The organism is Scytonema sp. PCC 10023 (assembly GCF_963920835.1).
Classification (GTDB): Bacteria; Cyanobacteriota; Cyanobacteriia; order Cyanobacteriales; family Nostocaceae; genus Kalymmatonema.
The window spans coordinates 1-25,920 of the sequence record NZ_CAWUDP010000032.1 but is presented as its reverse complement, the minus strand read 5'-3'; the positions used below and the strand labels follow the sequence as shown (position 1 = coordinate 25,920).

Below are 25,920 nucleotides of genomic sequence, written 5' to 3'. Positions count from 1 at the left end.
ATAGTATTGTATTGGCGCTGTGGAGTTTCCTAAACAACGTAACAGAACCCCCTGAGTTAGAGATAATTAATAGAGTTCGAGTTTATTTGACGGATAACAGAGAACTAAAGGAAGTAGCTAGGGAACTCTCGCTATCATTTTTTGGTCAAAGTCTTTAGTATTGATTTGTACCAGGTCATCCTCAATCAACTTTACAAGTTCTGGTAAGTCTGTCAGCGAGGGTTTGCGAGTGAAGCGACAAAAGCTTATATTCTTAATAAGTTCAGAACAAAGACGCATATGGGAAGCCATAAATTCTGTATCTGTTATCAAGCTAATGGCGCGGGTATAACGCACTAGCTCGACAAAAGCTTCCTGGGGTTGTAGCTTAGTAATCTCGTGAGCAGTTCCTTTAGCCAGCACATAAATCCTCTGAAGTGGTAAGGGAGTTTGCTGGAAACCATCAGCGAATTTATAGGATAATTTGGGTGCGTTTTGGAAAACTGGAGATAAGCCCTCAGTATTGTGTCCCAAACAAGTGAGTGCTTCCGGAAAAAGTTTGAATTGAGGATAGCCAGGAATGACAATTGGGCGATCGCAAACAAATTCGATAGGCATGACATCATCTGTTAATATGTCATATCCCTTGGTATGGAAAGCAGCTGCCAAAGTTGACTTACCCCAGCCTGAACCACCCAAAAACGCCACAGCCTTGTTGTTGATGTGAACACAACTGGCATGGAGAACTAGCAATCCTCGCTGCCGAAGCAGTATCGATAGTATAGGACCTAAAAGTATAGTACGGAGGAGAGCTTCTTCAACTCCCGGCACAGGATCAATGATAACTTCACGTCCCCTCTGAATGAAAAACTCACCTACTCCTGCCACTTCTCCTTGAAAATAAGTACCCCTATCGTGTTGCATTCCAGTTGAATCATCTACTTTGCCTAACCGCACAATCACGTCTGGCTTGGCTTCAGTTTCAATCAGCTCAGGCAAAGGCAGTTCTGAGGCAATGCATAAGCCGTAGGCTTTATAAGTTTTCATATCCTAAATTGGTTTATTCAAATGGGAGCGGAGGCTTAACCTGCAAAGTCATGAAAAACTCTCTGCGTTTGTCCTGTTTAATGGCCACAAGGACAAGCCGTAAATGTGGTTTTGTCCTTATGGCAATCTACTTGGTCAAATACTTTCTACAGGCTCAAGAAGATTTCGCCTGGAGAAGTATGGTTTCTAGGCTCTTGGGCGTATATCACCATCGCCAGAACCTCCATTAGCACCGATCACGACGTTTCCATTAGCATCAGTTACCTGAGTATTGGTACCAGGGAAAAACAAAAAATCGTTTTTCGTTTTATCGTTACCAAAAAACTGTGTAATCGCCTCAACACTGCCATGAGTGGTCAGCTTGGGTGTGCTGTAGTGCTTTTTCATGGTCGAGTCTCCTTGTCTTTTGTCTGTAGTTAACGTGGTTTTCGTTTGATCTGGTGCTCCTGATGCTTGGACTTACAGTGTGAATGAGTAGAGGCAAATACCACTTCCTTCAAATCCACAACCTGCCAAGAAGCTGGACTTACGGTGTGATGGGTAGTAGTAAATACCTCAATATTTCAATCCACAACCTGCCAAGAAGTTGGACTTACGGCATCACCCGCTTGTAGTCGAGCCACAAAGCCATGATGGCTGCCTGCCAAACTGCTGTACTGTCCTCATCGCTGACTGTATTGTCTGCTGATATCAGTCGCTGATATGCTCCCTGTAAAAATTCGATGTTGATGTACTTCTCAATGGTTGCTAATTTTTGCGACATCACCTCATCCAGAATTTGGCGGTTGCGGTTCAACAATCCATCATTAAAATTAGGTGTCAGATCCGCTTTTCCCCCACGCCATTGAACTTTTTCCGGTAGGATACCTGCTAAGGCACGACGCATCACTATCCGACCCCATCCTTGGTACAACTTCTGTTCAGAGGGCAATGCTAGACAAAACTCAATGAGTCGCTTGTCCATAAACGGATGACGGGCTTCTAAGGAAAACATTGCCGCATACTGATCCATCTGTTCTAAGGTGTAAGCTAGTATCCCTTGAGTCAGACTACGCCAATGCTGCTCTCTCACTGTTACAGGTGGTTTTGTGAAGATTTTCAAATTCTGAATACGCTCATCCAAACCAATCAGCTCTGCAAAGTTAGGGTTTACTAGGGGAGTCTGGGAGATAACGGTAGGAGCAGATTTTCTTTGTCTGCGGCGTCGCTGCCACAATTGCTGTACTGATTCTGGAATCAAGGGTTTAAGTCCATGATGCAGAATCAACAGTTTACGGGAAACACCAAAATGTATGTGAATTTCCTGTACCGCATTGACAAACGCTATCCAACGCCACTGCTTTGCTAAATCCTTAAGGTATGGTAAGCCATAACTGCGAAACATACTATAAGGGGATATATTAAAGTGTTGCGAAAATACTTTGACTTCCTTGATGAAGGTTTTCCACTTTCCTTGGCATGCAAGTTCAGTGAGTCTCATGACGCCATGGTTCACTGTCGTGTCGCCATCAAAACCATCAAGGCAAATCCGCAGTCCCAGGTTTTTAACAGTCCAGTTCAATTGCCAAGGATAAAAATGGCTGGGTCCAAGTAGAGCTTCATCTTCGTACTGGAAAATTTGCTCCAGGTTGGATAATGGACCAAACTCATCTCCGGGAACGTAGTGAGGAATAAGTCCGCCTTGTTCTAACACTGCATTGATGAAGGGGCGCTCGTCACACTCAGTAATTTTGTCAAAAATACTTGAGATTGTATGTAGTTGAGTGTTTCCAGCTTCGGCAAGTAAATCCCGGGCTACACAGCTCACAGCAGAAGAATCTAATCCACCGCTCAAATGGCTGACGATGGGAAAAGCACTCCGCAGGCGACAGCGTACTGCCTCTGTAAAGATTTTCCGAAATTCCTCTGCATATGCTTCGTCAGAATCTAAACAGATCTTGCGATGGGCGTCGAGTGACCAGTAGCACGATAACCGTATTCCTGATTTGCTCAGCATCATAGTATGAGCAGGGGGAAGCCGCAAGATGTGTTTATATGTCGTAATGGTTTTGTCTTCCATCATCAATGTCAGATAATCTGCAATTCTGACTTCGTTAAGACGGCGCGGTACTTGCGGTAAACTGAGGAGTGCCTTGATTTCAGAGGCAAAGAAAAAGGCTTTACCCTGTCGATGGTAGTAGTAGAAGGGCTTAATTCCGAAATGGTCTCTGGCACAGAAAAGGGATTGTTTAAGTTTATCCCAGATAGCAAAGGCAAAGTCACCAAGTAGATATTCTGAACATTGCTCACCCCATTTTTCGTAAGCTGCCAAAATCAACTGGCTATCTGTGATTTTTTCGGGTGGACAGTTATCAAACTGTAACGCAGAGATAAGTTCATCGCGATTATCTATGCGTGCATCGGATGTCATAACCAAATCGCCAGTTTGACTGATTAAAGGTAACTCCTCTATGAGTGATTCCGGTGTTGTCCATAGCATCCGGTGTCCAAAACCAACAGATCCATCGACCCAAATGTCTGCACCATCAGGTCCCCGATGCCCCAAGGTCTCAACCATCCGCCCCAAGTCTGCACTGTCTACAGGGCGACCATCAAGGTAGTATATGCCCATAATGCCACTCATAGTTTGACTCCTTGAAGAGATGGCAGTGGGATAAACCGAGAAAGGTCTGGAAGATTGCCGATCGCCACCCTTCCCTGATACTCTATCCAAGCGTGAGCTTCTAATTTTCCTCCCTCTTTTTTGGCAACACCTATACGCAGTTCAGGAGTATGACCGTGGTAACTCATCAATACTTGCGTAGTCAAAGCACGGGCTAGACATTTAACACCACCTGGCATATATCGGCTGGCTGCATTCACAGCCCAGACAATCTTACTTGCAGAAATTTGGCTTTTATCCTGGAAAGGAAGAATAAGATTTGGTTTGTTAATATGAAGCAGAAGCTTGAGTAAATTCCGAAAGGATAAAAGCCATAGTCCTAGCCTAATGGCTACCAGTAAAATAAAGGTGATCATGAAAAGATGGCGATCGCCTCTATTTAGCCTGAAAAAACTACGCAGCCGTCTCATTGTTAACCTCTATTAGCCCTGCATCTTTCAGATTGTCTAGCATTGCCAACAGATCGCTCATGCAAACTTCTGGTTCAACTTCATATTCTTCCAGAAGCACCTGCTTAATATCTTTCACAAACTTGGGTTGCTGAATCAAATTCCAAATTCGCGCTCCCGCTTCATTCAAACCGTGGTATACACCCGATTTGAGATTCAGGATGACCGCTTCGCCCCCAAGATCGGAAGATATTTGCTCTACAGCAGCTACTACTATCGACGATTCTGAAATCTCGTACTTTAGTTGTTTTGAACTCATCATAGCTGGAGTCATTATCGATGTGTAATTCTGCTATCGCTAGCTAAATAGCACCTTGCCTAAACAAGGCACACTACCAATTTTTGAAGGTCTGTACCGATATAAGTGATGCAATGGATGCATCCACTTATAAAACTTCCCTGATATTAAAGTATTTGCAATTCTGAATGTATAGCTGCACTTTCTATTACGCAGTAGTAGATTCCTACTTAAATCGCTAACCCTGGTATAAACTCTGGAGATGCTTCTTTTCTTATCTTAGTATAGGATAAATAAATTTTCTCAATTTATCCACAAGTTTATAAAAACAACACATCAAGATAAATTTATCCGAATTTTCACTGAGAACCTTGATTATAGGAAGTCTGCTTATTCTTCGATAAAAATATTAAATTGCTGCTAGCGAACTCAAGATTCTTTGAGCCGGTAAAGCCAGGTCAGAGAAAACTTCTACGTACACTATGAATGCCAATTCTTATAAACTCTGGTATTTTGCTGTATAAAGTAAAGTTATGATAAGCCAGTTCTTATTCAAAAGTGACATCATGAAGTAAAGCTATCCACATATCTGGTGGTTCAGAGTAGTAATCAATGTCCTCAACTTGATATCGACAAGATTTAGAGCCGTTACATAAGATGATGTAATCGCCGCGTTTGATACCTTTACCCTGTCCTGTCATGTAACCTTTCGCCTGGTTATCAGCTAGTTCAAAAACATAGTCACGTCCACCGACATATTGGGTATAGTCGTAGGTCTTAGTTTGTGAATGTTTGGTTTTCTTTAGTATAAACTTATATAACGATAAGAAAATGATATTAAGGTTGATGCCTGACCTGGTATATGACATAAGTGATTCGCAAAAAAATAGTGTTGACACTAAAAAGTTTTTTCTCTTACAAGCGGCAAATATCAAATTATGACATTCATCACAATAACAGGGTAAGAGCTAAATAGTACGATAGATATTTTAATTTAGTGTTTGCAATGAACAAACAGTTAAACTACCCAAAAGATCAACAAGGCAAACACATGAAAATTGCAGCAGGATTTAACGTGGTCTAGGGTGTAAGCGTGGTGCCAGCAACCAAAACCTATTGGAATGCTGCCAAAATCCATACTCCCTCTTGTTGTCCCTAAACCCTTACTACCCCCTGTGTGTCCGATACTCGCTACAATATTTCAAATTTCAAGTTGGATTTCTGGTATTTGCCCGAAAACATTTGTCAAAGTACTTGACACTACCCCAGGAGTCGCTGCTATATTATGTAAGGATGAAATCGTTGGGGCGTAGCCAAGTGGTAAGGCAGCGGGTTTTGGTCCCGCCATCCCTAGGTTCGAATCCTAGCGCCCCAGTATCATAAACGGTAGGCTGTGAAGTCTACCGTTTTAGTTTTTCCATTCTTCCTTACTCAGCGGTCAACATGAAATTGATGTGTAAGTGTCATCTGTAGTGAACGCTGTCTTCGCTAACACGCTTACTAGGAAACTGTCAAGTCAATGTTGACAAACCCCCCATAGGAACTTTTAGAGGCGATCGCTCGTATACTCCCAAAAAATCGCCCTTGTGGCAACCCCTCCCCCGTTTCATAAACGAACGGGGTAGCTGATCTTCAAGCGGTTGGACAGTAGGATACCTTATACACGCGTTGCACTCAAAGATAGTACTTCTTTCACCCCTCTCCTAAGTTGGGAGAGGAGGAGGGGTGAGGGTGCTACTTCGCCAATGCAACGCGCGTATTACTTGATGGCAGCAACTACCCGCATAAAGGCGATCGCTCCGCGCCATCGCCTTTAAACAAGAGGCTAATGTATTCATTAGCACTGGAAGTTCTGGTGTATACCTATGATAAGAAAGTCAAATCGATACCACTGGGTTTTATCCGGAAAAGTCTCAAGTGCATAAGAAGAATGTACTAAACAAGATAAATGCCAAACAAGTACTATTCAACAGATATCTAAACAGAGGTTTGTGCCTGATTAAGTATTTCAACATTGAGTTTCTTAAATTTCTTATGAACAGATTAACCCTTATACCAACAGCATGGTCATTCTATATAAAATCTTCATATTATGTACTTGAAATATAAATAACTTACAAAAATTTCCAATGTAATGGTACTGTATCTATAAATGCATCGCTCCAGTCTTATCAGTATTTTTTCCAGGCTTCAGACAGGGTAACGTATCTATCACTTGGTTTATGACAAAGCTCAATTTGCCCTCTAAAGTGTCAAAACTACGTGATTAGCTAACATGTTCATTTACCTTCCTGCGTGTGTTGAATAACTTGGCAATGGAACACACTTAATTATGTATGCCAGGATTGAATCGAGGCGTGCAACCACGTAAAACCATAAGTGAGACAACTTACTAAGCCTATGCCGAAGTCAGACAAATATCCTCACCCGTTGTCACAAGCCTACACACCCCAGAATGAAGAAGAAGGTGGATTGAATCTGGGTCAAGTTGGAGCAACTCTCCGCCGTCGCGCCTTGTTGATTGCTGGTGTCACAGGCGTGGTGGCTACAGCAGCGGTGTTGAAGGCAGAAACAGATCCTCCAGTGTATCAAGGCAAGTTTGAGATTCTAACTAAGCCTGTGACTGGTGAAACTCGGGCAATAGCCAATGTTCCTCAAAGCTTGAGTTCACAAGAAGGGGTATCACCTCCTGAGCAAGTAGTACAACCTGTTCAGACAACGATCAAAGTTTTAGAGAGCCATGCGATACTAGACCCGGTCATCAAGAAGCTTCAAGAAAAATATCACACAAAATATCCAAAGCTGGACTACGACTTAATCACTAGTATTTTACAAATAGAATCCAAACAGCAAAATATTTTAGAAGTCGAATTTACAAGTTCAGACCAGGAGTTAGTGAGCGATGTTTTGACATTACTGCAAGATGCCTATGTGCAATATAGTCTAACAGAGCGTCAAGACGAAGTTGAGCAGGCAATTAAGTTTGTTGAAAAACAAAAACAGCCTCTAGAGAAGCGGGTGGAAGCCTGGCAAGAAAGACTGCGAATCATTCGACAAAAGAATAACTTGGTAGAACCAGCACAGAAAGCTCAAGAAATATCTAATCAGATTGCTACTTTAACGCAGCAGCAAGCAGAAAATAAGGTGCAGCTAGAACAAATGCTAGCTAACTATGAGGACTTGAAACGGGAGTTAGCGAAACAGCCAGGAGAGAGAGCAGGGAATTCGTTGCTGAGTGAGAATGTACGGTACCAGAAAATACTAGACCAAATCCAGGCAGTGGACATTGAGGTCAAAAAAGGTGCCGCAAAATTAACAAATGACAACCCTAGTTTGCAGTTTTTACAGGAGCAGAAAGCAAATTTACTCCCTATGCTGACTAGCGAAGAGAATCGGGTAAAAAGAGATTACGAAAGCCGTATCCGAACACTGCAAGCACGTGATAAATCTTTGGGAGAAAAAATTGATTATTTCAATAACTACCTTAGAGAGTTAGCACTCACTATCCGTGACTACGATAACACTCAGCGGGAACTAAAGATTGCTACTGAAGGTCTGACTCAATTTTCAACCAAACAACAAGCGTTGAAGATAGAGCAAGCTCAAAGATTACCATCTTGGAAGTTACTCGATCCCCAACTCCAGCAAGTCAAAGAACCAAAGGCTGTCCCAGACAGTGCCAAACGTAACTTAGCTTTGGGGACAATGTTAGGTTTGCTGTTGGGAACAGGTGCAGCTTTAGTTGCGGATAAGCTCAGCAATGTCCTATACTCTTCTAAAGACCTCAAGGAAGCGACAGGATTACCACTATTGGGAGTCGTTCCTTTAAGAAAAGAACTAGGAGCATTAGCTTGGCAAGAAGCAGCTGGTGGATTACAACAAGCCGCTCGAGCCTCCTTTTTTGAAGTTTTTCGCTCTCTTTACACTAATATTCTTCTTCTTGGCTCGGATACACCGATTCGTTCACTGGTTATTAGTTCGGCGGCAGAGGAAGATGGTAAGACGACTGTGGCAATACACCTAGCACTTGCAGCTGCAGCAATGGGGCAAAGAGTGCTACTGGTAGATGCCAATCTCCGCTCTCCCACAGTCCACAATCGCGTGGGTCTGATGAATATTCAGGGATTGACTGATGTCATTTCACAAGACCTAGACTGGAACAACGTGATTGAGCGATCGCCCTTAGAAGACAACTTATTTGTCCTTAGTGCTGGTCCAATTCCTCCTGACTCAATCAGGTTGCTTGCGTCTCAGAAAATGCAGGATCTGATGAGCGAGTTGCAAGGTGCTTTTGATTTAGTAATTTATGACACCCCACCTCTCGTAGGATTTGCTGATGCTAACCTGCTGGCTGCTAATACCAATGGACTTATACTAGTTGCTGGATTAGGCAATCTCAAACGTACTATCTTCCAGCAAGCATTAGAAGAACTCCAAGTATCTGGCACACCTATTTTAGGGGTGATCGCTAATAAATCCAAAGATGCCACGCCAGCCTCATATAGCTATTACCAGCAGTATTACAAGCACAGCACGAGCGGCGAAAGAAGTGGAGACGATAGCATTAACGTCACTCATTCCACATCAAACTCATCTTCTTTTAGAAACGGTGGAAGAAACTCATAAGCAATAGAATCCCCCAGATAAATCAGGGGGAGTGTCAAAATTCCATTGACACTCAAACAGCAAAACAAGCCTGGGGATTTTTGCCTCATTGTTGGGTTCGGTGGGTAACGCCGCCGCTTTGCTCGTTATCAAACCGCTAAGTCTTGGGAAAAAGATGGAGAAAGCTGGTTGCAACACGTAGTACTCTATTGAGAGCGTCAATATTAGACTCATAGTTATGACAAGTGCGCGAATTCATTCTTGGGTGACGTGTCCTCAACCGAATCCTCAAGCTTCCCTGCGTTTATTCTGTTTCCCCTACGCAGGTGGTAGTTCTCTGATTTTTCGTACATGGTTTCACAGTCTACCCACAACTGTTGAAGTGTGTCCCATCGAATTGCCAGGACGCGGAATACAGATGAAATTGCCTGCATTCACGCAGCTACAACCTCTAGTCCAAGCCATTGCTCCTGTTCTCCTACCACATTTAGACAAACCGTTTGCCTTTTTCGGTCATAGTATGGGTGCGCTCGTCAGTTTTGAGCTTGTTCGTCTACTGCGTAAACAATATGGTATTATTCCAGATCACCTGTTTGTGTCTGGTCGGCGTGCCCCTCAAATCCCTGACCCAAAACCACCCGTCCACGCCCTTCCAGAACCTGAGTTCAAAGAGGAACTGCGCCGTCTCAATGGTACTCCGGAAGCGGTGCTGCAAAACGCCGAACTGATGCAACTTCTTGTCCCAATTTTACGAGCAGACTTTGCAGTTCTGGAAACCTATGTTTATACTACCGAGCCACCCCTGAACTGTCCTATCAGTGCTTATGGTGGCTCAGAGGATGAAGAAGCGAGTTACGATGAACTCCAAGCCTGGCAGCACCAAACAAATGCTGCATTCTCACTACAGATGTTCACAGGCGATCATTTCTTCCTGCACTCAGCCCAATCAGTTCTGCTGCAGTCTCTTTCCCAAGAACTACACCGGATTACCAGTTGAATAAACCGCTTGAGCCAAGGTTTATTAGAAAGCCCTTTTGATTCTATTTTAGATGACTGCTATTTTGCTTTTTTAGGGTAAGAAACTGTAACTTAATTACTGGACATATCTATACATTTTTGGACATTTTGTACAGGTCTTGCCAAACAAGACCTGTATATATGGCATATTCTGCCAACAAGAATGCGGGTAACGTTTGCCGAACCTAAGAGGTTCCGCTTCGCTAACGTCAATGTTCAAATGGCTTGTTAAGAAGGCGGCACTAGAGCTATAAACCTGTTTACTCATTACTTAACCGCCTTCGACAGAGCGTGATGGCTCACGGTACTATCAAGGTGTCATGACCAAATGAACGTAGTCAGTTAAGACTTAGACTCCACGCTCCGACTTGTCCACAAATGACTATTTATGTCTAACTTTGGGTAGGTTTTTCGGAGCGGTTTTCAAACCTTAACCTCATTATTTTATTAACACGAAAAATAATCTTTTATTCAACATCTTTACCTAAATTCACACTGTTTTATAATTTTTGCGAGAGTATAATCAGGCAAGAAAACTGGAAAGAGGTTTCTAGTAAAAAAAACCTCCTTTTGGAGGAGCATAAGCGCTTGTGGTAGTTTACAGCGGTATAGGAACTAGATTTATACAATATTTATATCAATATGGCGGCTCAGGTTTTCCTTGCTTATAATTAAGGAAAAAGGTGTAAAACAAAAGCACCAGCATCTAAAAAAAACCACAAATAACTAAGTTAAATAAATCTGAAAATTATCGAGCATAGAAGATAAAAAAATTTAACTGTACTAGATTAGCATCAATAATTTGAGCCTTCTCGCTGCTAGCAAAAATTGAGCATGGTTCAAGAGAATTTTTGGTGCCAAGTAAATTTTTTCTTAGCAGTAGAATGGTTGACATTTTGACTGAATTTTTCACATTGGGTTCGACCATATAGCCAACCCAAATTTTTGAAAGTGTCAAAATGGCTATATTTGGTCAACCTGAGGAGGATAGTAAAATGTTGGAATTACAAAAAAAAGACTTTAATTGTATTACCAGTTACGCTTTAGAAAGCATATCTTCTGTAAATGTAGATAAGCTAAAGCCTTTGTTTAACAAGCTTCCTGTAGATCCATATTTGGCAGGCAACTATCGTTTCAGGCGACTTTCTCATTTTAAAATTTCTGGCGACAGCATAGTCAAGCTGCCCCATAGACCTTTCTATCAGGCAAGACAATATAATCCTTTACTGGGTAATCTAGTCAGGGAGTATCCAGAACTAGATGATGAACTGATACAATTGGAAGATTTTCAGAGAATTATTTTAGAATTTTTCGAGTTTTGTAAACTGTGCTCAACCTACAAAGAAATTGCAGTTCATCAAATTAGAATTACCGCTTCTCCAGAACAAACAGGCGAACCAGCCCCTGAGGGAATCCATAAAGATGGAGTAGACTTGATTGCCATATTTTCTGTGAATAGAGAAAGGATTGAAGGGGGAGAAACTCATCTGTATAAATCTAAGAACGACAGCCCAGTTTTGAACAAAATCCTCAATCCTGGGGAAATGTTAGTATTCAGCGACAAGGATTTTTTCCATTTTACGTCTGCTATCAATGCAATAGCCTCAGAGGGCGGTGTGAGAGATGTGTTTGTGTTAACTTGTCCAGGATTGATTCCGTCCAAAGATAATTGAAGAAGAACAAGAGAACACAGAACTCAGAACACAGAACTCAGAATGCAATTATTTGACGGTACAACCGACCAGAGCATCCCAAATGTTTAAATTGCCTGTCGTTCTGACAACTGAGTTCTGCGTTCTCTGTTAGTAAAAAAACTAAATTAAATATTCAGACGTTAAGCTATATCAAAAATAAAGGAGTTTTTTATGGTTGACCTTGACCTAGGGTGGATACGCAATCAGTTTCCAGCACTTTCACAACAAATCAATGGTCAACCTGTGATTTTCTTTGATGGACCTGGTGGTACTCAGGTACCAAGTAGTGTGATAGATGCGATCGCCGAATACCTACTAAAGTCAAACGCCAATGCTCACGGGGCTTTTGCCACAAGTCAGCGGACAGATGCACTCATAACTTCAGCTCGTGCAGCCATAGCTGATTTATTGGGGTGCAATTCCGATGAAGTGGTCTTTGGTGCCAATATGACCACGCTGACGTATACCTTGAGTCGAGCGATCGCCCGCGAACTCCAACCCGGTGATGAAATCATCGTCACGAAACTAGACCATTATGCCAACGTTTCACCTTGGTATGCACTTTCCGAACGCGGTGTTGTGATTCGTGAAGTTGATATCAACGTAGAAGACTGCACCTTAAACATGAACCATCTCCAGCAGCAGATGAATGAACGGACGCGATTAGTAGCAGTGGGATATGCGTCCAACGCTGTCGGCACAATTAACGACGTAGCAACAGTTGTAAAATTAGCTCATGCTGTTGGGGCGATGGTTTTTGTTGATGCGGTTCATTACGTTGCTCATGCTCCAATTGACGTACATATGCTTGAGTGCGACTTTCTCACTTGCTCCGCTTATAAATTCTTTGGACCCCATGTTGGAGTATTGTATGCAAAGCGTGAGCATCTTGAGCGGCTGCGTCCTTACAAAGTCCAGCCAGCCCCAGAAGAACTTCCATCTCGTTGGGAAACTGGAACCCAGAACTACGAAGGGCTAGCGGGCTTAGTGGCGACAATCAACTACTTAACGCAAATAGGTCACCAAGTGTTACCAGGTGTTAAGAACCGCCGAGAAGCCTTGTTAGCAGCGATGATCGCAATTAAGCAATACGAAAGAGATTTGTGCCAAAAGTTGGTCACAGGATTGTTACAAATTCCTAGTCTAACTTTATACGGCATCACCGATCCAACCCGCTTTGATTGGCGGACACCAACCGTTGGTATCCGACTTGCTGGGCAACCACCTCACGCTATTGCCAAAACCTTGGGTGAGCAGGGTATTTTTACTTGGAACGGCAACTTTTATGCGCTAGGTCTTACCAAGAAGTTAGGAGTTGAGTCAAGCGGGGGGCTTCTGCGGATTGGGCTTGTACACTATAACACCATTGAAGAGATTCAGCGTTTGTTGAAAGCGCTCTCGGAGAGGGTGTAGAGCAATACCCTATGGTAAAGACGTTCCAGTGCAACGTCTTTAGGGACTTCCAAATTAAAAAATATCCAATTTTTTCTTGTGGGATGGGCTTCTAGCCCGTCCTATTAACTGGGCGGGCAGGATGCCCACCCCACTCTTAGGGGATAATTTATTTTTTGGAAATCCCTTACACTGCTTTGCTGGACATTCAGTCCAATAAGTCGGGTTGCTGGCGGACAATCATGTCATACAGTGACTGGAAACTGAACCAACCCATGAAATGTGATCCAACTTGGCGATAAGTCAGACTAGCGGTATCAGGGTTAATCAGCACTGGCTTCCCTGCTGCTTCAGCCATCAACTGCGATTGACACAAGCGATCCATTGTGATGAACCACCACGCTGTTTCATCCACTGAGCGACCAACTGTCAGTAAACCATGGTTGCGAAGAATGACCGCTTTGTTTTGCCCCAAACTAGCAGCAATACGCTGACTTTCTTCCAAATCCAGCACCACCCCAGTATAGTCCTCAAACACAGCGTGGTCTTCATAGAAAGCGCAAGCATCCTGGGTAAGTGGGTCGAGAAGGCGTCCCAAAGTTGACCAGGTTTTGCCATAAAGGGAATGTGCGTGAGCAGCCGCTACTACATCTGGTCGCGCTTTGTGGATCTGCGAGTGTATGGCGAAAGCAGCAGCATTTACTGGCTTGTCACCCTCAACGACCTCACCCTTATGGTTGACCAGTACAAGGTCTGAAACTCGGATGTGACCAAAGTAGAGCCCAAAAGGGTTAACCCAAAAATGGTCATGCAACTCAGGGTCGCGAGCAGTGATGTGTCCGGCGATGCCTTCATCAAATCCGTAACGAGCGAACAAACGAAAAGCAGCAGCCAAACGCTGCTTGCGATGGAGACGCTCATCTTCCACACGCTCAAACTTAGGTGGATGGGGAAGTTCTCCCTTGGATAATTTTGAGGGGTCTATTGTGAGCATAGTTTTATCTCATAATCAATTTCATTATTATTAGGCAACAGAATTTTTTTGTAACTTCAGTTCTTAAATTTTTGTAAAATTATACATCGGTTATAATTTAATTATAGCCCCCTCAGAATTTTGTTTAGAAATAGAACTCATTTATCGCCGATGTGGAGGTAGAGAAACCTTTTCCTGTCCAAATATTGCTGGTTTATGCCTTTGGGAAGGAGAACTGACAAAAATGAAACATCTTTCCCTTAGATAATAAGGAACATCTGAATTTTTTCAGTAACTTTATTCAAGGAGAAAAAAATGTCAGATTTTCATGACTTTTTAAAACATCAATTTGCCTATGTTGCAATCGGAGAATTTAAACCAGGCAAGTTTGAAGAAGCCAAAAGACTTTACGAAAAAGCTGTCTCAACTTATACCCAAGGCTTCAAAAAAGCATACCTACTGCAAGAACCGGGAACTGACAAAGGGATTGCGGTCATTTTTTGGGAAAACGTGGAAGATATGGAAGCTAATCATAGCGAGGCTTACGATAACATCTTGAAGCAGATGATGCCCTTGTTTGTCAAGGCTCCAACGACTTATTTACATGAGGTTGTTTGTGAGATTGAGCCAGCAGTGACTCAAGATTCTAAGATCGACGAATAGCTAGGACTGTGACGGTTGGTAAGAAGGGGTATCAAATTTATGAAAATGAAACCACAGATGGACACAGATAAATGACTAGTGTTAATCAGTGTGCATCTGTGGTTTTAAATATCAGTAATTCCTATTAGATCTCTCAAAAAACAATGTCGAGACGTGCCATGGCACGTCTCTACAAGGGTTGTAGACAAGGCATAATTAATTTCTGGAGATGTCTAGAACAGAGTGCTTTGCGCTCACGCAGTTCATGGTGTCTGTTGCAAAAGATTTTTGATGGGTAGTGACTCGTGCTCGTTCCGTTTTTCGACCAGGTAGGACAATAAAAGATTTGTAATTTCTTGCTCAAGCTGCCCATCGCTCAGCAATTCTGGACATTCAATGACTGCTGCATGGGTTAAAGATTCAACAGTACGCCCTAAAATAAACACTGTTAAATCAAGGTTTTGTGGTTTAACTTGCTCTCGCCATCTCTCTAAATAAGAGCGAAGCAAAGCGTTAATTTGTTCTTCTGCATTGCCGACTTGCTTAAGCCGACCAATTCGAGGGACTTCCTCATCCAGCACTTTATGCAGTTTTGGATTGACTGCGTGAGCTGCGATCGCCGCTTTGACTAGTTCGGGCAAAGCAACTTCTATCGGAGCATCGAACAAATCTTTTAGTTTCGATTCGACCAACTCAATCATCTCATTGGCATGATGCTCGACGAGTGACGCGACTAAGGCTTCTTTGTTGGGGAAGTACTGATACAGCGATCCAATGCTCACTCCAGCTAGCTCTGCAATCCGATTTGTACTTGCTTTGTCGTAGCCTTCTTCGGTCAAAATACGAGCAGTTGCACTCAGAATGGCATCAACTGTCACTTTAGAACGGTCTTGCTGCGGTAATTTACGCGGTGTTGTGGGAATTTTGCGAGGCATCGGAATCACCAGATGAAATGCGAGTTGCTAAAAGTGAGTTATCGCTCGTATCATATGAGCTATTGCTCACATCTTATCAGGCAGTCATGAAGAAATTTACTCTTGCGGCAGAATTGAACCAAGTTTTAGGTGTCAATCCGCGCCTCTTTGGAGTTTTCAATGACTCACACCTTTTGGGAGTTGTCAAAGTCAAGGATGCACAGGGATTTTGGGAAACTCACCATCAGGGCGAGGAACTACTGGTTATTCTGTCAGGAAGAGCGCGTTTCACCGCGTTAATCGATGGGCAGAAACAGGTTGTAGAAATTGGTGCAGGAGATATTCTCTGGATTCCCAAAGATGCCGAACATTCTGCGGAAATTATAGAGGAACTACATATCCTCTTTGTCTCACCCAAAGATGGCAATTCAGCACGGGTTGAGGATGGCGTCAAATCGCAAACTGAAAGACTGGCGGCGCATCAACAACATTTAGAGCAACCACAACTCACAAGCACCAGCAGTTTTCAATTGAATGGATTACAGTACTGATGCCTATAAGTGGAATGGGCGTCTCGCCAGTTCTAGATTCAAGGGCGGGCAGGATGCCCACTCCACAAGAACTGTATTCAATGCAGTTGCAAACAGCTATATGTATTGCATGCAATTGAAAATTGCTACAAGTAAGCGTAATAGAGGAACGAGAAATTATGAATTCACCCAAATATCGTGTATTTGTCTGTACAAAACAACGTGATGCCAACGATCCAGAGGGTTGCTGTCATAACTGTGGAGCGCTGGAAATTTATCAAGCCTTTCAGGAGGAAATTTCACAGCGACAACTAGAAAATCAGGTAGAAATCCGTCGCTCTGGTTGTCTCGACCATTGTGAAGCTGGAGTTGTTGCTATGATTTCTCAACCTAAGCTTCATGAAGTGTCGTGGTTACCTACAAAAATTCAGAAAAAAATTGCCTCTAACAAACATTATTACGGTCGCCTCAAGCGTGCAGATATTGCCGAACTGGTCGAAAGTCATTTTGTCAATGGACAGCCGCTCAAACGATGTCAGATTTAGAATATGGTAAAAGCGGCACAATGAACATCGCTTACCAAAGCTTTTTGATAAGAGCAATATTCTTACCGTTAGCAAAAAGATCATGAAATCAGACATCATTCTCATTGGTCCTATTAGTGCTGGCAAAAGTACTGTCGGAGCACTACTAGCGGAGAGGCTTGGTCTTCCACAATGCTCAATGGATGACTTACGGTGGGACTACTACAAAGAAATCGGCTATGACGAGGAGCTAGCAAAACATAAGCGGGAAACTGAAGGTTTTTCGAGTCTCCTTCAGTATTGGAAGCCATTTGAAGCTTACGCTGTTGAAAGGCTACTGTCGGAACACGAGCAGTGCGTCATTGATTTTGGGGCTGGTCATTCCGTATATGAGGATGTTGCCTTATTCCAACGAGTTCAGCAAGCCTTAGCACCATATCCCAATGTTGTTCTTCTGCTTCCATCACCGGATTTAGATGAGTCAGTGCAAATTCTTAATGAGCGAAACGAGTACGTGCCAGATGGCAAACCAAATGTCAATGAGCACTTCGTTAGACACTCTTCAAATTATGAGCTTGCGAAATTTACCGTGTATACAAAAGGCAAGACACCGTCCGAAACTTGTGACGAGATTCTGTACTTGATAAAGCCGGTCTAACTCCCGGTGCAGTAGACAGTTGGTTCAGACTTAGGCTACGACCTCTCGGTCATCTGCCGAGGTCTGAACTTTGCTGTTAAAAGATTTGGTAAAGTATTCATAAAAATTCTATAAAATAGCTCTGAATCGAGTGCTATTTGAATTTGTCCTACATTACACTTAAACCGAGTACTTACGAGTACTTAAAATTCTCTAAAGACAGTTGCAAAGTAAAGAGTTTGTGCATATAGTGCAACTCTGAATTAGAGCCTCAGAAGTTATCCATATGATCAGACTAGGTTTTATTCCATCAACCCTCCAGGCTCACATCCACCAAACACTGTTAAAAGGTTCTCTTTTCCTGGGATATAATCCCGTTGTTCAAAGAGTCTCTGCTGTACGAATTCCTGGTGGTTTGACTCCACCTTAAGTTGAAAAATTTCAATTCCTCTCGTGGTAGATATCAGAGGCATGGGCTTAATGCTGTCCAGCCTTGCGAGAGATAAGCTAAATCCAGTTAGTGTTTTTGTTTTTTAGCTAACAAGATTCAGAAGCTTTCTGAAACCCTAATTTTATAGTAGACGTTGTTACCTGAGTTTTTAAAATAGCTACAAAAACTTGGTAACACTGCTACAGTATCTGCGACTCTAGCCTGTTCTCCTAGATATGGAAGAACTTAACCTAAGGCTTTGTCGAGATGATTTTAGGTGAAATCTTTTGACTTTGAATTGCTGGCTTTTTAAGGAATTAACCTTTGATTCAATACTCCGATAAGTCTTTTTTGCTTGGCAAAAATTACTTCTTAAAACTACATTTCAGCACTTATGCGAGAGTTTTAAGCTGTGGAAACGGAGTATTAGGTTAATCTCCTCCATTTTGAAGCCACGTTAGAAATTGCTCTGCTGAGTTACACTGCTATTTTAGTAATAACTCTAAGTTTTGACTGAATAAGCCAGCCTTTTTTGGCGTTGTTCCGCTACGGAATCTTGTCATAAAGTAGATTTCAACAATAATTGTTCACAAATCTTTTAAGGCTTAATTTACTGCATTATTATCTAAAGGAAAAACTCATGAATTCAGAATATTTTTCTTCAAAAGGTATACGTTTACAAGAGATTTTAGTCACTACTTGCTTAAGAGACATTTCAATAATTGATTTAGGACCAAAGCTGCGAAATCTGGTATACCGTAGTATCTTTTCAGGGATAGGTAGCTCAGTTTATATTCAAGAGGGGGTTGAATTTACCAAGACTTCTTCTATTGAAATTGGAAACGGGGTGTGTATTTTGAAAGGTGTTCGTATAGATGCACGAGGACACAAAAATAATAAAATTTATTTAGACAATGGAGTTACCATTGAGCGTAATGTTAATATCCGGTCTTTGGAGAACACTTACATACACATCGAACAAGATACTTTCATCGGTCCTGGTGTTTGTATTGCTGGACCGGGAGACATCAAAATTGGCAAGCGATGTCTTATTGCTGCAAACTCTGGAATATATGCAAATAATTATAATTTTTCAAATCCCATAGAGCCAATTAAATACCAAGGTATTTCTCGCAAGGGAATTGTGATTGAGGATGATTGTTGGCTGGGTCATGGAGTGACGATATTAAACGGAGTAACTATTGGTGAAGGTAGTGTCATTAGTACAGGAGCGGTTGTGACCAAAGATGTTCCTCCCTACTCCGTCGTTGTCGGTGTACCTGCACGAGTTATCGAAAGCCGAACTAGCAAGCAACGGGCGAACACTAAAGGTTAACGCTGCTGTATAATCTTTCCTAAGTACGTGCGCTGAATTAAATATAAAACCACTGTAGAATGCGTTAGCCGAGAGTAGAGCATCGAATTGGCGGGGTTGGTGCCCTGCGGCTTCGCCTAACTCACCCTACGCTATTTTCAATTTATTTTCGCCTACCTGACTTGAAAATAGAACTCAGAACTCAGAACGCAGAACGCAGAAGAAAAAATAAATTTTCATCTGTCCTGGTGAAGCAGCGCTGCAGGAGGGAAACCCTCCGCAGGCGACTGCTGAACCCGAAGGGTGTACGCAGTTCATGATGGCTACTTACAATAAATATTATCAGTTACATTAAATTCTGATTCTTCGTTTTTACTCGCTGATATAACTCCTCCATTGCTTCAATAAAAGAATTATCCTTTTGCCAAAAAGCTGGAAAATCTCCCTGTTTCTTAATCAAAATTGCAGAGACTCCGCTTGGAGTTGCAACTTCAATCGTTTGAGGTAATCGCTTTGTCCCTAGCCAAAATTCTCTAGCACTTGGATTTCGGTCAATTTGCTGTTTAGACAGCTTCGTATAAAAAGAAGCCGAACCTTCTATCTCAATTTCTTTGGCATCGAGTTCCTCAGAAAGTGCTTTCCCCAAAGGCGATTCAGCTAGTTTTGCCTGAAGTTCTGCTTTGGATAATCCCCGCAGTTCAAATAGCAAAAATGGGTTCTGATCCAGTTGAGAAGCAACTAAATAGTAAACTCCAGCAATATGTTTGCAGGGATTGGCATAATCTGGACAGGAACATGAAGTTTGAAAGTCTTTTCTACTATGAGGTAATAGGTGTAATCCTAATTCTGAAAAAGAGTCTTCAATATTTTCTGGAACTTCGTTAAGTAGCAGTCGAGAAACGGCACTCGCTTTGGAAGAAAGTTGTTGAATAATTTCCTTCCAACGTGCTTTAGCAATGGGTGTAATTTCTATTGAAATGTGGTATGTTGGTTCTTTGTAAACTCCAAAGTAGGGATTAACTGACCCTTTTACCATAGCCGTGATGTGATTTTGCTCAATTTCAAAGCTCAACACTTTACCACCACGAGCATAGGAACGTCCGCGTTGTAGTCTGCCTTCATCGCTAAAAGCTTCTAGTGCTTTAATAAAGCGATCGCCCCACCAAGTTCGACTAAATTTAGCCATAAATTCCTCCAGAAAAGAACTCAGAATTCAGAACTCAGGAGTCAGAATTGAGAATGGAACTAGAATAGGCTGTTAGTAACCTGCTGACTTCTTCAAGTTGAGATGTCAATTCTAAACTATTCCCGTACTCAAGGTCTTTTGCTAGAATCAAGTAATAACGGCACTCTTCTAAAGAGCAATGGGCAATATTGAGAAACCGTAGTTTATCAGGAGCCGTTTTTTTCCTAAATCCTTCTGCAATATTAGCTGGAATAGAAACTGCTGCTCGCCTCAGTTGAGAAGTCAATCCGTAAACCTCTGTTTTAGGGAAATCAGTACTAAACCGATAGGCTCCTAAAACAAATTGATGCGCCTTTTGCCAAACAATCAAATCCTGAAAACTTTTTGCTGGCTCCCTCTTCATCACTGACTCCTAAAGTTCAGAACGTAGGACTTAGTTGTTATAACCCAAAATTCTGAGTTCTAAGTTCTGCGTTCTGAGTTCTCTATTCCAATATCGCGCTTTTATTTAATGCGATAAGTTCCTTAAAAGCTTCGTTATCCAGTTCTGTTAACCAAGATTCATCAGCACCAACAACAGCAGCAGAGAGTTTTTTCTTATCTTCAATCATCTGGTCAATCCTCTCTTCTAAAGTGCCAATGGCAACAAATTTATGCACAAAAACATTCTTCTTTTGACCGATACGGAAAGCGCGATCACTTGCTTGATTCTCTACTGCTGGGTTCCACCAACGGTCAAAGTGGAAAACATGGTTAGCTTTCGTAAGGGTAATACCAACACCACCTGCTTTAAGGGAAAGTATAAAAACAGATGATTCGGTTTCTGGGTTTTGGAATTCCGCAATCATGTTTTCCCGACGTTGGCGGCTGGTACCCCCGTGTAAATAGTAAGTATTGCAGTGCAAAGTATGTTTGAGATATTTCTCCAAACTTTCGCAAATTTCAGTAAATTGACTAAAAATAAGCAGGCTTTCTCCTTCTGATAAAGCTTCCTCTACCATCTCTGCAATACGGCTCAATTTATGCGATCGCTCAGGTAAAAATTCGCTGCCATCTTGTAAAAACTGTGCTGGATGGTTGCAAATCTGCTTCAATTTCATCAGCGTAGACAAGATTAATCCTTTCCGTTGAATTCCCTCTGCTGTTTTTAGTTTTTCCTCCACATCTTTCACAACAACTTCGTAGAGCGATGCTTGTTCTTTCGTTAAATTTGTGTATAGTTTTTGTTCAATTTTATCAGGCAAATCATTGATAATAGATTGGTCAGTCTTGACGCGCCGCAAAATCAACGGTTCAACTAACTTTTTGAGAGTCGTTGATTTCATTTTGTCATTCTCTTTTTGAATTGGAATTTCAAAAGACTTGCGAAACTGCGCTTCTTTCCCCAAGTAACCGGGATTGAGAAAGTTAAAAATTGACCACAAATCTAGCAAGCGGTTTTCTACAGGAGTTCCAGTTAAGGCAAGTCTGTGTTTTGCTGAGAGTTTCAAAATTGCTTTGGTCTGTGCAGCTTTGGGATTTTTAATATTTTGCGCTTCATCAAGTACCACCCGCTGCCAGTTGACACTACCGAGTAGTTTTTCATCTTTGCGAGCTAGAGTAAAGGAACTAATCACCACATCATGCTGTAGACTAGCTGCTTTAAAGTCTGCCTGTTGCTGAATACGGTTACTGCCATGATGCACCATCGTTTTAAGATGAGGTGCAAATTTGACGATTTCTTTCTGCCAGTTTCCCACAACTGAAGTCGGGGCGATTAATAGTGTAGGCATTACGGAGGATGTTACTCCCCCATCTCCCTCATCTCTCTCCTGCACGAGTCTAGCAATCACCTGCACCGACTTACCCAAGCCCATATCGTCCGCCAGACAGCCATTCAATCCCAATCTTTCCAAGTATTGCAACCATGAGACGCCGCGCTTTTGATACTCACGCAGATTTCCTTGCAACTGTAGCAGCTCAGAAATGGGTTCCAGGCGGCTTTTGTCTTGCAACTTTGCCATTGTCTCGGACAAGAATTGGTCATATTCAAATTCCCACTCGTCACCCGCTTCAGCACTACGTTGCAGGAACTCTAGCATCGTCATTTCTGATTTTTCATCAGCGTGTGACTGCCAAAATTCTAGGAACTGCTGCATTTTATCTCGGTCTAATTCCATCCACTGACCGCGAAAATGCACCAGGGGAGTTTTAGCGTTGATGAGTTGTTGCCATTCTTGTGGAGTTACGACTTGATCACCAATTGCCAATTCATACTGATACTCCACCAGTGAGTCAAGGCTGAAATAGCTTTTTGTCTTGCTTTTCGTTGCAGATAGTTTACTACCAGATGCTTTGAGGCGAATTTTTGCCCGACGGCGACCTGCAGGTGTATACCAAGCAGGTACAATGACTTTGAAACCAGTATCTTCCAGCACCCAAGCACTTTCTCTCAGGAAGTCAAAAGCTTCTTCTAGAGTCAGTTGCAGTCCACTGGGATGTTGTGTTTCCAATCCCTGCCATAACTGAGGATACATGCGTGCTGCGTAGCCCAAATTCAGCAGCAAATGCGTTTCAAAGTCCTTGCCAAACTGCTTGTGTACCCCTGTTTTGGTTTTTTGACTCATTGTCCAGTAGTCAGCCAGCGCTAGTTTCAGCGAGGGGTCTTGTTTGCTGGCTACGAGGAATTGAATCTGCCAGTTGTCTATTGTCTCTGGGGGAGGAGAGTGCAACTGAAAGCAGAGATGAAAAGGAGAATCACTTTGCGTACGGGTAATTTTGGTTTTCCATGCCAACCATTGCTTGTATTCTTCTAAAGCAGCATCCGTTGTTTGTGGGTTGTAACTGTTTGGATGTAAGCAATGGTGGATGAGGGAATCAGCAATTTGTTTGTCAAAAGCAGCCGTTGAGGGTGTGTGGGTGACTATATTGTGAAGGAGAAACTCACTGAAGTGACGTAAAAGCTTTTCTTTATCAAAGAACTCCACCGAATCACTAGGTGATACCGAACCCGCCACACAAATCAGCGGCATATATTCGATATACTTTTTCAGGTTTGATTCGTATTGTTCAGAAATAATTTCCCAAGTGGCGTAGATTTCATATGGTGGTGTTTGGGCAGCTTTTGTCTTGCCCTTTTTACTAGTCTTAGTAACGGTAGTTTCTAATTCACGGTATTTCAAGGCTGGAATGTATTGGTCTTTAAGAATAACTTGTTTAAAGGCTTGAGTGTAGTGATACCAAAACAAGAGGTCTGAGCCAAGTTGAATTTCGCCTGAACTGTATAATGCTAAAAAGTGGATTTCGTTGAGGAGTTTGATAGCATTGATGGCTTTCGAGGCTCGATAATAATCAGTTTTCGTAGATACTACAGCCTCATAGCAATCTACCTGCCAGTATTGAAACCCTTCATATTCTTCAGGAATTTCAATTTCCAGATACTTAATTAATTCTGGTGAAGGAAGGGGCTGATTATTGGCAGTCGGTAGGGCAAAGTATTTGGGGGATATGCGATCGCTTAAGGTAGCTGCTGGTTCTTTGATGCCTAATTGGGCTAAAAAAGCTACCAACTCATCCTGTAGGAGATGTCCAGGGTGAATTTGTTGATTTTTGTGACGATGTTTTTTGATTTCAGGGGTTTCTACCCACACGTAAAAAGACCCTGGCTGAATAAAGTCAGCGACTGTGTTGGGTATCCATGTACCATGAATTACTTTCATGAGTCCAGGTTTTGGATTGTCTAGAAGTTCTAGAGGCTCTAGATTACTTTACCAAAAGTAGGTTACAACCTGCGCATATTTCTCATTCCACTTCAGGCGTTAGCGTATCCCTCACGGGACGCCTTTGGCGCTCAGCTCCTCCGCAGGAGGCTCGCTCTGACGGCATATGCAGGAGAATTCAACGAAAAACAAGCACTTTCAGTAGGGTTTCAGAAATATATCGCCAAACCAGTCGAGCCAGAACAGATCGTACAAGCCATTGCTAGCTTAGTTGGTTCTGGTGACTCGACTCAGCCTTAGGACGGAATCACACAAGTTCGTAGCGTTACGTATGTTACATCATGCCGAGGAAATTGCTGATAATTTCCACATTACCCCTCCTCGGCTTCGCCACCCCTTCCCTTACTAAGCCGAGTTTTCAAAACATTATTCATATCATGTCCGATGAAATAACCAAACTCAAGTTTGTAGTGAGGAATGCGCGTCCTCTTCCACGAAAACAAGGACTCAAGTCCTTACTACATATAAGTTTTATTATGGGTAATTTGCCGGATTTGATATCATCTATCTTTTCGGAGATAATATACAATCCAGTCTCCAACTAGTTTTTCATTAGCTCTTTTTGCTTTTTTACTCCAGTAGGTTATATCTTCATTAATCCATAGACCTCCTCCATTTGTTGCTGAGATAGGTGAACGATGGTCAATATCTAAAGAATATTCATAGCTATGGACATAGTTATACCACTGAGAGTCACAATAAGAATTGTATATTGAAAGATTCGTCTTGTTAAATATAATTTCTAGGCTTTTTCGCGAGTATATGAAAAAATGACGAGGGGCATGAATTCCCCACCAGTTTTCCTGAAATTTCCTAAATTCTATTGAATCAAAATTCGGAAATCTTAAAATACATATACCTCCCACCTTAAGTAGTTCATCTATTTTGGCTGCCGCTTCAAAAGGATTCGGAAAATGCTCAAATGAGTGGTTTAATGTAATTAAATCGAATTTACCAGTCATGCTCGGTAAATCCTTCTTCAATATTTTAGCTCCATTATTAAATACAATATCAGCGTCAATAAAAGGGTCACATCCTATAGTATTTATAAATCCAAACTCAACCAAAATTTGTACTAAAGAGCCGCTACCACTACCAATATCAAGAATCTGAGCATCTAAGCTTGGTATAACACCAATCAATGCTCTTAATTCAAGGCTTAATTTTTGTTCCAAAATACTATATATAGCTTTGCTTATCAAATTATTATTAAGCATTAGGTATCTATAGTAAGGATATATAAAGATATTTTTTATTTTTTTCTTCCATTCTTTGATATTAAAGGTATTGGCTGAAGAAAGAGCATCATAATCTTCGTAGTACTTAGCTAGATTGGAAGGAATATCTTCTGGGAGTAAAAACAAGGTGTGACACTCAGAGCATAATCCATAACGGAATATCTCTCGCGTTCCTTGAACCATTTCTTTTACATTTAAGATTTTATCAGTGTCACTTTCGCAAATAGGACATTTAGACATGATGCACCTACCCCCTCAGCGATTATAAACAATGAATTTTTTAATAAACCGCTCCTGAGCCAAGAACGCCAAGATTAAGAGATTTACATCTTGCACCTGAAAAAAGAAATGTTATTGAAATACTAAGTACTAAGCGTAAAGTGTTTTATTTTCGATAAAGACCCGCATAAGAAAATGTAACTTTCTTTCTGCGCTTTTTGCTTCATCGTGGTTTCTACGGTTAGGTGCAAGATATCAGGAGAGAAACGTTTTTCATCAATTATTTTTTCATCAACTATTTACGATTCTTGTATCCTGCTCTGGTGACATCTCAGTGTCAGATATGTTTTGTTTTTAGTATATAGGATTCGTGAAAACTTAAAGATTTTTTTGTCAAGAGTAAAATAACGTGAGTTTTCGATGTATCCTGATTTGACCCCTCTCCAAACCTCTCCCCTACAAGGGGAGAGG

The 25,920-nt window shown here is 41.9% G+C and carries 23 protein-coding genes and 1 tRNA gene; 10 read left to right on the top strand and 14 right to left on the bottom strand.

All coding sequences use genetic code 11. The features are described 5' to 3' along the window. Positions 1-117: 117 nt before the first annotated feature. The 6 genes from ACM0OZ_RS19995 to ACM0OZ_RS19970 form a co-directional block, all read right to left on the bottom strand. Positions 118-1,026 carry a hypothetical protein gene (locus ACM0OZ_RS19995; RefSeq protein WP_414584570.1) on the bottom strand — a complete coding sequence of 303 codons (909 nt, stop codon included), beginning with the start codon at positions 1,024-1,026 and terminating at the stop codon, positions 118-120. A 186-nt stretch (positions 1,027-1,212) separates the two neighbouring features. Then, the gene (locus ACM0OZ_RS19990) at positions 1,213-1,413 is read right to left on the bottom strand and encodes a lasso peptide (protein WP_414584569.1); all 201 of its coding nucleotides are present in this window, start codon (positions 1,411-1,413) and stop codon (positions 1,213-1,215) included. A gap of 205 nt (positions 1,414-1,618) precedes the next feature. Then, positions 1,619-3,649 (bottom strand): lasso peptide isopeptide bond-forming cyclase, encoded by a 2,031-nt coding sequence (locus ACM0OZ_RS19985; RefSeq protein WP_414584568.1) that lies wholly within the window; start codon positions 3,647-3,649, stop codon positions 1,619-1,621. After that, positions 3,646-4,098 carry a lasso peptide biosynthesis B2 protein gene (locus tag ACM0OZ_RS19980; protein ID WP_414584567.1) on the bottom strand — a complete coding sequence of 151 codons (453 nt, stop codon included), beginning with the start codon at positions 4,096-4,098 and terminating at the stop codon, positions 3,646-3,648. The genes ACM0OZ_RS19985 and ACM0OZ_RS19980 overlap by 4 nt, the downstream gene beginning before the upstream one ends. Beyond that, complete coding sequence (locus ACM0OZ_RS19975) at positions 4,082-4,396, bottom strand: PqqD family peptide modification chaperone (RefSeq protein WP_414584623.1); 315 nt, start codon at positions 4,394-4,396, stop codon at positions 4,082-4,084. The genes ACM0OZ_RS19980 and ACM0OZ_RS19975 overlap by 17 nt, the downstream gene beginning before the upstream one ends. A gap of 527 nt (positions 4,397-4,923) precedes the next feature. Then, complete coding sequence (locus ACM0OZ_RS19970; protein WP_414584566.1) at positions 4,924-5,244, bottom strand: hypothetical protein; 321 nt, start codon at positions 5,242-5,244, stop codon at positions 4,924-4,926. Between the two features lie 434 nt (positions 5,245-5,678). On the opposite strand from ACM0OZ_RS19970, the gene ACM0OZ_RS19965 reads away from it, so the two are divergent. Together ACM0OZ_RS19965 and ACM0OZ_RS19960 are read left to right on the top strand one after the other, a co-directional pair. Next, positions 5,679-5,750 (top strand) — tRNA-Gln (locus ACM0OZ_RS19965). A gap of 1,025 nt (positions 5,751-6,775) precedes the next feature. Continuing rightward, entirely contained in the window at positions 6,776-9,001 is a 2,226-nt protein-coding gene (locus tag ACM0OZ_RS19960; RefSeq protein WP_414584565.1) for a GumC family protein, read from the top strand. Here the strand turns inward: ACM0OZ_RS19960 and ACM0OZ_RS19955 are convergent. After that, the gene (locus tag ACM0OZ_RS19955) at positions 8,996-9,214 is read right to left on the bottom strand and encodes a hypothetical protein (RefSeq protein ID WP_414584564.1); all 219 of its coding nucleotides are present in this window, start codon (positions 9,212-9,214) and stop codon (positions 8,996-8,998) included. The genes ACM0OZ_RS19960 and ACM0OZ_RS19955 overlap by 6 nt on opposite strands. Before the next feature lie 4 nt (positions 9,215-9,218). On the opposite strand from ACM0OZ_RS19955, the gene ACM0OZ_RS19950 reads away from it, so the two are divergent. From ACM0OZ_RS19950 to ACM0OZ_RS19940, 3 genes are all read left to right on the top strand, one after another. Beyond that, complete coding sequence (locus tag ACM0OZ_RS19950; protein WP_414584563.1) at positions 9,219-9,977, top strand: thioesterase II family protein; 759 nt, start codon at positions 9,219-9,221, stop codon at positions 9,975-9,977. A 1,015-nt stretch (positions 9,978-10,992) separates the two neighbouring features. Continuing rightward, positions 10,993-11,670 carry a 2OG-Fe dioxygenase family protein gene (locus tag ACM0OZ_RS19945; protein WP_414584562.1) on the top strand — a complete coding sequence of 226 codons (678 nt, stop codon included), beginning with the start codon at positions 10,993-10,995 and terminating at the stop codon, positions 11,668-11,670. A gap of 192 nt (positions 11,671-11,862) precedes the next feature. Beyond that, on the top strand, positions 11,863-13,104 hold the full coding sequence (locus ACM0OZ_RS19940) for a cysteine desulfurase-like protein (protein WP_414584561.1): 1,242 nt from the start codon (positions 11,863-11,865) through the stop codon (positions 13,102-13,104). Between the two features lie 187 nt (positions 13,105-13,291). Here ACM0OZ_RS19940 and ACM0OZ_RS19935 read toward each other — a convergent pair whose 3' ends face one another. Further along, positions 13,292-14,077 carry a class II aldolase/adducin family protein gene (locus ACM0OZ_RS19935; protein WP_414584560.1) on the bottom strand — a complete coding sequence of 262 codons (786 nt, stop codon included), beginning with the start codon at positions 14,075-14,077 and terminating at the stop codon, positions 13,292-13,294. Between the two features lie 294 nt (positions 14,078-14,371). Here ACM0OZ_RS19935 and ACM0OZ_RS19930 point away from each other — a divergent pair, with 294 nt between their 5' ends. Beyond that, positions 14,372-14,719 (top strand): antibiotic biosynthesis monooxygenase, encoded by a 348-nt coding sequence (locus ACM0OZ_RS19930; RefSeq protein WP_414584559.1) that lies wholly within the window; start codon positions 14,372-14,374, stop codon positions 14,717-14,719. A gap of 242 nt (positions 14,720-14,961) precedes the next feature. On the opposite strand, the gene ACM0OZ_RS19925 is transcribed toward ACM0OZ_RS19930, so the two are convergent. Next, positions 14,962-15,633, bottom strand: coding sequence for a TetR/AcrR family transcriptional regulator (locus tag ACM0OZ_RS19925; protein WP_414584558.1), 672 nt, complete (start codon positions 15,631-15,633; stop codon positions 14,962-14,964). Between the two features lie 86 nt (positions 15,634-15,719). Between ACM0OZ_RS19925 and ACM0OZ_RS19920 the strand changes: the two genes are divergently transcribed. From ACM0OZ_RS19920 to ACM0OZ_RS19910, 3 genes are all read left to right on the top strand, one after another. After that, positions 15,720-16,163 (top strand): cupin domain-containing protein, encoded by a 444-nt coding sequence (locus ACM0OZ_RS19920; protein WP_414584557.1) that lies wholly within the window; start codon positions 15,720-15,722, stop codon positions 16,161-16,163. Between the two features lie 158 nt (positions 16,164-16,321). Then, positions 16,322-16,687, top strand: coding sequence for a (2Fe-2S) ferredoxin domain-containing protein (locus ACM0OZ_RS19915; RefSeq protein ID WP_414584556.1), 366 nt, complete (start codon positions 16,322-16,324; stop codon positions 16,685-16,687). Between the two features lie 82 nt (positions 16,688-16,769). Then, entirely contained in the window at positions 16,770-17,324 is a 555-nt protein-coding gene (locus tag ACM0OZ_RS19910; RefSeq protein ID WP_414584555.1) for a shikimate kinase, read from the top strand. A 281-nt stretch (positions 17,325-17,605) separates the two neighbouring features. On the opposite strand, the gene ACM0OZ_RS19905 is transcribed toward ACM0OZ_RS19910, so the two are convergent. Beyond that, positions 17,606-17,776, bottom strand: coding sequence for a hypothetical protein (locus ACM0OZ_RS19905; RefSeq protein WP_414584554.1), 171 nt, complete (start codon positions 17,774-17,776; stop codon positions 17,606-17,608). A gap of 597 nt (positions 17,777-18,373) precedes the next feature. On the opposite strand from ACM0OZ_RS19905, the gene ACM0OZ_RS19900 reads away from it, so the two are divergent. Beyond that, positions 18,374-19,069, top strand: coding sequence for an acyltransferase (locus tag ACM0OZ_RS19900; protein WP_414584553.1), 696 nt, complete (start codon positions 18,374-18,376; stop codon positions 19,067-19,069). 325 nt (positions 19,070-19,394) lie between these two features. On the opposite strand, the gene ACM0OZ_RS19895 is transcribed toward ACM0OZ_RS19900, so the two are convergent. From ACM0OZ_RS19895 to ACM0OZ_RS19880, 4 genes are all read right to left on the bottom strand, one after another. Then, positions 19,395-20,234, bottom strand: coding sequence for an SWIM zinc finger family protein (locus ACM0OZ_RS19895; RefSeq protein ID WP_414584552.1), 840 nt, complete (start codon positions 20,232-20,234; stop codon positions 19,395-19,397). 34 nt (positions 20,235-20,268) lie between these two features. After that, a complete protein-coding gene (locus ACM0OZ_RS19890) occupies positions 20,269-20,637 on the bottom strand; it encodes a four helix bundle protein (RefSeq protein WP_414584551.1) in 369 nt (122 codons plus the stop codon). Positions 20,638-20,719: 82 nt separating this feature from the next. Then, a complete protein-coding gene (locus ACM0OZ_RS19885; protein ID WP_414584550.1) occupies positions 20,720-23,932 on the bottom strand; it encodes a DEAD/DEAH box helicase in 3,213 nt (1,070 codons plus the stop codon). 560 nt (positions 23,933-24,492) lie between these two features. Continuing rightward, positions 24,493-25,470, bottom strand: a complete 978-nt coding sequence (locus tag ACM0OZ_RS19880) for a class I SAM-dependent methyltransferase (protein ID WP_414584549.1) — start codon at positions 25,468-25,470, stop codon at positions 24,493-24,495. Positions 25,471-25,920: the final 450 nt, after the last annotated feature.